The following is a 4,485-nucleotide window of genomic DNA, read 5'->3' as shown; positions in this document are numbered from 1 at the left end:
GATCTGGGGTGGCGAGAGCGGGCCACACCTAAAACCCCCCCCGGGGGCGATTAACCCCCACGTAACCCCCGGCGCGCCCCCGCGCCCCCCCCCCCCCCCGGCCGGGGGGCGGTCCTTCGCCCTCGCCCGCCCGTGCCGGCCCGTGGACCCACTGCGCCGCCTCGGATCCGACATCCCCCGACCCGGACCCGGCGCCGGCCGGGGACCTCGCGATCCGCAGCCGTCGCCGCCTTCGTCCGAGCCGCCCACGCCGTCGTCGCCCGATGCCCCGCGTCCACCTTCGTCGTCGACGTCCTCGGGTGACGGATGCCCGGCGATGACCGGGCCCGCGGGTCAGTCGATGCCTTCGATGATGCGGAAGTCGCGCTCGAAGCCGTCGGGGAGGGCCACCAGCGCCTTCTGGTACGCCTCGCTCTCGTATGCCGCGACCGCCTGTTCAAAGCTGTCGAACTCGATCAGAACGACGCGCTGCGCGATTCCGGCCTCGTGGGCGACGACTCGACCGCCGCGGGACAGGACGCGCCCGCCCGCGGCCCGGACGGCCGGACCCGCCAGCTCGTTGTAGGCAGTCAGCCTCTCGGGGTCGGAAATGGCGGGGTAGACACTGACCCAGTAGCCCTAAGCCATGGAAACCTCCTGTGTTCGGCCGGACACGCCCGACTGTGAATTGACACTCGGTTCGATCGATCCCGGCGGCGCAGCAGCGGGTGGCGGACCCGAACCGGGCCCGACGGAAGATGCATAAGGCATTCATATAAATATTGTATGCTTCGCGCATGACCCGTCAAGACGCCACGCGTGGCGCTTCCGCTGCGATCGGGTCGGCCCTCTACGGGCTGGCCACCAGGGCTGTGCGACGCCTTCCGCGCGACATGAGCATCACGTCCGCCTCCACCCTGGCCACCCTGCACAGGTCGGGCCCGCGACGGATCACCGATCTGGCCGCGATCGAGGGCGTCACCCAGCCCGCGATGACCGCCCTGGTCCGGGTGATGGAGGGGTCCGGACTGGTCGAGAGGAGGGGCGACGCCTCCGACAAGCGGGTCACGCTGGTGTGTCTGACCGAGGCCGGCGCGTCGTACGTGCAGGCGCGGCGCCGGGCGGGCGTCGATGCGTTCGCGCGGCTGATCGACGAACTCGCCGACGACGAGGTCGAGGCCCTGGTGGCGGCGCTTCCGGCGCTGGCGCACCTGGCGGAGCTCGAAAGCCGGGACCGAGAAGGGCCGAAGCGGTGACGGGGCGCACCCAGGAGCGCTCCGAGGCGCCGCTGCTGGTCCCCGCCCTCGTCTTCATCGCCCTGGTCGTGGCGGTGGTCGCCAGCCTCGGGACGCCGCTGATCACCAGTGTGGCGACCACGTTCCACGTCTCGCTCGACAGCGCGCAGTGGACGCTGACCGTCGCGCTGCTGAGCGGCGCCGTCGCCACGCCCGTCCTGGGCCGGCTCGGAGCCGGCCCGCACCGACGGGCCGCGATCCTCGCCACGCTGGCCGTCGTCGTCGCCGGCAGTGCGCTCACCGTGCTGCCGCTGCCGTTCGCGTGGCTGCTCATCGGCAGGGCGGCCCAGGGCGTCGGGCTCGCTCTGACGGCGCTGATGATGGGCGTGGCCCGGGACCACCTTCCCGAGGAGCGCAGCACGGCGACGATCGCCCTGGTCTCGGTGGTCTCGATCATCGGCGCCGGCGTCGGCTACCCGCTCACCGCACTGCTCGCCGAGATCGGCGGCGTGCGGGCCGCCTACGGATTCGGTCTGTTCGTCACCGCTGTCGCCTTCCTGACCGCGTGGCGCTCCATGCCCGCGGCTCCCGAGGGCCGCTCCGCGCGCGTGAACGCGGCGGGCGCGCTCGTCCTCGCCGGCGGGCTCTTCCTCGTCCTGTTCCTGGCCGGCCGGCCGAGCCTGTGGAGCCGTCACCTCGCCGGGGCGGTGATCCTCGCCGTCGTCGCCGTGCTCCTGCTGTGCGTCTGGACCGCCTCCGAGCTGCGCAGCAAGACGCCCCTGATCGATGTCCGGGCCGTACGGCACCCGGCGGTCGCCGGAGCGAACATCGCCATGTTCGTCGGCGGGAGCGGCATGTACCTCCTGCTCACGCTCATCACGCGGTACGCGCAGACGCCGCCCGGCGCCGGCTACGGCTTCGGGCTGACCACCTTCGTCGCCGGGCTGGTCCTCGTCCCGTTCTCGGTGCTGGGGTTCGTCGCCGGCCGACTCACGCCCCGGGTTCGGACGCTGATCGACGCACCCTTTCTCCTGGCCGGCAGCGCCGTCGTCGTCGGCGGCGGGTTCGTCCTGTTCGCCGCGGCCGGTCGAACCTGGCCGAACTGCTCGTCGCGATGGGTGTGCTGGGCTTCGGCGTCGGCGGCTTCTCGGCCGCGATGCCCGGAGTCATCCTGGCCGTCACACCCAAGAGCGAGACGTCGAGCGCGATGAGCTTCAACTATGTCGTCCGCAGCGTCGGGTACTCCCTGGGCAGCGCGATGGGCGGCCTGGTCCTGGCCACCGGCACGGACGCCGGCCACCTCTTCCCGAACGACCACGCCTACACGACCGCGGCGCTGGTCGGCATCGCCGCGATGGCGGTCACCGCCCTGACGGCCGCCGCTCTCGCCCGTCACCGCCCGCCGGAGACCAACCCCGCCGCGGCCGCGGCCGGCGTGCCCAGCCGGCGCCCGTCGAGCCGATGACCGGCCCGCCGGAAGGGCGGCGGCCCCGCAGGCCCCGTCCCGGTGAGCGGGTGCGTTGACGCCGGGCACGGCCGCCGCACCGAGCCGCCGGCACGACGCCAACGGCCGTTCACCCTCCGGCCGTGTGCGTTCCCTACGCTCGGGCCACTACCGGTGGCGACCAGTCACTCTCGGTGACCCGTGGTCGGCGCCCGCCGGGCGCGTCCGCCCCTGAGCGAAAGGCCGTCCGATGGCCCCGCGCCTGTCCGTCGTCGTTCCGATCCACAACGTCGAGCGCTACCTCAAGGAGTGCCTGGACTCGATCGCGGCCCAGACCTTCGGGGACTTCGAGTGCGTCATGGTCGACGACGGCTCGACCGACGGCGGCCCGGTCATCGCCGAGGCGTACGCCGCCGCGGACCCGCGCTTCCGGCTGGTCCGGCAGGAGAACAAGGGCCTCGGGGCCGCCCGCAACACCGGCTGGCGCCACCTCACTCCCGGCAGCGAGTTCCTGGCCTTCGTCGACAGCGACGACACCCTCCCGCCGCACGCGTACCAGTTGATGATCCGTACGCTGGACGAGACCGGGTCCGACTTCGCCACCGGCAACGCGATGCGCCTGCGCACCGGCGGCCTCACCCCCTCGCACGCCCACCGCCGCCCGTTCCGCGAGACCCGGCTGCGCACGCACGTCAGCGAACTGCCCGCCCTGGTCACCGACCGCACCGCCTGGAACAAGGTCTACCGGCGCTCGTTCTTCGACGTCGCGGGCATCCTCTACCCCGAGGGCATCCTGTACGAGGACGCCCCGGTCAGCGTGCCCCACCACTTCCTCGCCGAGCGGGTGGACGTGCTCTCCGAGCCGATCTACCACTGGCGGGTCCGCGAGGACGGCGACCTGTCGATCACCCAGAGGAAGACCGACCCGCGCGGCCTGGTCGACCGGGTCCGCTCGATGGAACTGGTCCGGGAGTGGCTGATCGCCCGCCCCGAGCCCGCGTTCGCCGAGCACCTGCACACCTACGACCGGAACTGCCTGGTCGAGGAGATCCCGATGTTCTTCTGGTCCGTCCCGGACGGCGACCGCGCCTACCGCGAGGCCTACCAACGGCACGTCAGCCGTCTCGTGCACGCCATCGGTCCCGAGCGGCTGGCCGGGCTGAGCAAGCAACTGTGGCTCAAGTACCGGCTCACGCTGGCCGATCGGATGCACCGCTTCGTGGCCGTCCAGCGTCTGCACGGCCTCGCGCGGCGCACCCGCCGGGCCGTCGCCCGGGGCTGACCCTCGCCCGGGTCGTGCACAGAGGGCGTTACAGCTTGACAGACTGCGTCATACTGTAACGTGCGCGACCCGGTACACCGTCGGAGCGGGCAGCGCCGCCAGGCCTCGCGGGCCCGCCGGGTCCCTCCTCCCGCACCTCGGAGCACGACATGCACCCCTTCCTCGACCACCCGGGGCCGCTGGCCTTCGCGCACCGGGGCGGTGACCTCGGGCACCCCGAGAACTCGCTCGCCGCGTTCGAGGCCGCCGTCGCCCTCGGGTACCGCTACCTGGAGACGGACGTGCACGCCACCCGCGACGGTGTGCTGGTGGCCTTCCACGACTCCCGCCTCGACCGGGTCACGGACGCCACCGGTGCCGTGGCCGAGCTGCCCTGGGACACCGTCGGGCGGGCCCGGATCGGCGGTACCGAGCCCGTGCCGCTGCTGGAGGACCTGCTCGGCGCGTTCCCCGCGGCCCGGTTCAACATCGACGTCAAGGCGGCGCCGGGGGGGGGGGGCCGGGGGGGCGGGGGGGGCGGCGGCCGCTGCAGCGGCCGGAGCGGC

Annotated in this window: 5 protein-coding genes and 1 pseudogene; 5 read left to right on the top strand and 1 reads right to left on the bottom strand. The window is 73.1% G+C overall.

Going from position 1 to position 4,485, the window contains the following annotated elements:
- Positions 1 to 333 precede the first annotated feature (333 nt).
- Positions 334 to 618: pseudogene (locus ACFV0G_RS35790) on the bottom strand (DUF1330 domain-containing protein); the annotation flags it as partial.
- 254 nt (positions 619 to 872) lie between these two features.
- On the opposite strand from ACFV0G_RS35790, the gene ACFV0G_RS35785 reads away from it, so the two are divergent.
- The 5 genes from ACFV0G_RS35785 to ACFV0G_RS35765 form a co-directional block, all read left to right on the top strand.
- Positions 873 to 1,235, top strand: a complete 363-nt coding sequence (locus ACFV0G_RS35785) for a MarR family winged helix-turn-helix transcriptional regulator (RefSeq protein WP_380556952.1) — start codon at positions 873 to 875, stop codon at positions 1,233 to 1,235.
- Complete coding sequence (locus ACFV0G_RS35780; protein ID WP_380556950.1) at positions 1,232 to 2,425, top strand: MFS transporter; 1,194 nt, start codon at positions 1,232 to 1,234, stop codon at positions 2,423 to 2,425. The genes ACFV0G_RS35785 and ACFV0G_RS35780 overlap by 4 nt, the downstream gene beginning before the upstream one ends.
- Complete coding sequence (locus tag ACFV0G_RS35775; protein WP_380556948.1) at positions 2,422 to 2,679, top strand: hypothetical protein; 258 nt, start codon at positions 2,422 to 2,424, stop codon at positions 2,677 to 2,679. The genes ACFV0G_RS35780 and ACFV0G_RS35775 overlap by 4 nt, the downstream gene beginning before the upstream one ends.
- Positions 2,680 to 2,908: 229 nt before the next feature.
- Positions 2,909 to 3,940 carry a glycosyltransferase family 2 protein gene (locus ACFV0G_RS35770; RefSeq protein WP_380556946.1) on the top strand — a complete coding sequence of 344 codons (1,032 nt, stop codon included), beginning with the start codon at positions 2,909 to 2,911 and terminating at the stop codon, positions 3,938 to 3,940.
- 149 nt (positions 3,941 to 4,089) lie between these two features.
- Positions 4,090 to 4,485, top strand: a 396-nt coding sequence (locus ACFV0G_RS35765; protein ID WP_380556944.1) for a glycerophosphodiester phosphodiesterase, incomplete at its 3' end; no start/stop codon positions are given.

The organism is Kitasatospora sp. NPDC059571 (genome assembly GCF_042735675.1).
In the GTDB taxonomy this organism is placed as follows: Bacteria; Actinomycetota; Actinomycetes; order Streptomycetales; family Streptomycetaceae; genus Kitasatospora.
The sequence above is the reverse complement of the archived record's forward strand: the minus strand, read 5'-3'. Positions and strand labels throughout refer to the sequence as shown.

What these genes read in the sequence shown, in the direction of transcription:
- ACFV0G_RS35785 (WP_380556952.1), top strand. Translation starts at nt 873, where the DNA reads ATGAGCATCACGTCCGCCTCCACCCTGGCCACCCTGCACAGGTCGGGC.
- ACFV0G_RS35775 (WP_380556948.1), top strand. Translation starts at nt 2,422, where the DNA reads ATGAGCTTCAACTATGTCGTCCGCAGCGTCGGGTACTCCCTGGGCAGC.
- ACFV0G_RS35770 (WP_380556946.1), top strand. Translation starts at nt 2,909, where the DNA reads ATGGCCCCGCGCCTGTCCGTCGTCGTTCCGATCCACAACGTCGAGCGC.